Below are 894 nucleotides of genomic sequence, written 5' to 3' on the forward strand. Positions count from 1 at the left end.
GGCGGGACGTCCCTGAGCGCTATGGATCCTGGTCGACCGTCTACGGCCGGTTCCAGATCTGGGCGACCACGGGGACCTTCCAGGCGCTGATGGAGGGGATGATCGCCGAGGCCGCAGCCCGTGGGCAGGTCGATCTCAGCCTGGTCAGCGTGGACTCCACGGTCGCCCGCGCGCACCACCACGCGGCCGGGATGGTCGTCGACCCGGAGTTGCTGCAGGATCTGGAGAAGGCCGCCACAGAGGAAAAGGGGCTTCGCAAAAGGGTCAAACCGAACCGTTAGTGGCAGCGCCCGGCTCGGGCGGCGAGACGGACGACGCGACTCGCGAGGAACGCCGCCGTGTTCGCCGTCGCCGCAAGGCCCGGCTTCGCGCGGCCGAGTTGGGGCGCTCTCGCGGCGGGCTGACCACCAAGACCCACCTCGCGGCCGAGCGCCGCTGCCGGCCACTGTCGTTCGTGATCACGCCCGGGCAGTCGGCCGACAGCCCGCGCTTCATCGAGGTTGTCGAGCGGGTCAAGGTCCGCGTCCCGGTCGGTCGGCCCCGCACCCGCCCGGACGCGATCGCCGGCGACAAGGCCTATTCCTCCCGCGCCAACCGCGCCTACCTGCGCCGCCGCCGGATCAGGGCCGTGATCCCGGAGAAGGCCGACCAGGCCGCCAACCGCAGGAAGAAGGGCTCGCGCGGCGGCCGTCCCGTCACGCACGACGCCGACCTCTACAAGGACCGCAACACCGTCGAGCGCTGTATCAACAAGATCAAGGAGTGGCGCGGTCTGGCCACTCGCTATGACAAGACCCCCGACAGCTACCTCGCCGGACTCCACCTACGCGGCGCCGTCATATGGCTCCGAAGCCTACGGCCCGCCACATGATCTGAACTCGGAACAGGCCCTAG

General features: G+C 69.9%; 1 pseudogene. It reads left to right on the forward strand.

Annotated features, from left to right (window positions below):
* Positions 1–871: pseudogene (locus tag C7C46_RS30830) on the forward strand (IS5 family transposase); the annotation flags it as partial.
* Between the last annotated feature and the right edge of the window lie 23 nt (positions 872–894).

Source organism: Streptomyces tateyamensis, assembly GCF_003205575.1.
In the GTDB taxonomy this organism is placed as follows: domain Bacteria; phylum Actinomycetota; class Actinomycetes; order Streptomycetales; family Streptomycetaceae; genus Kitasatospora; species Kitasatospora tateyamensis.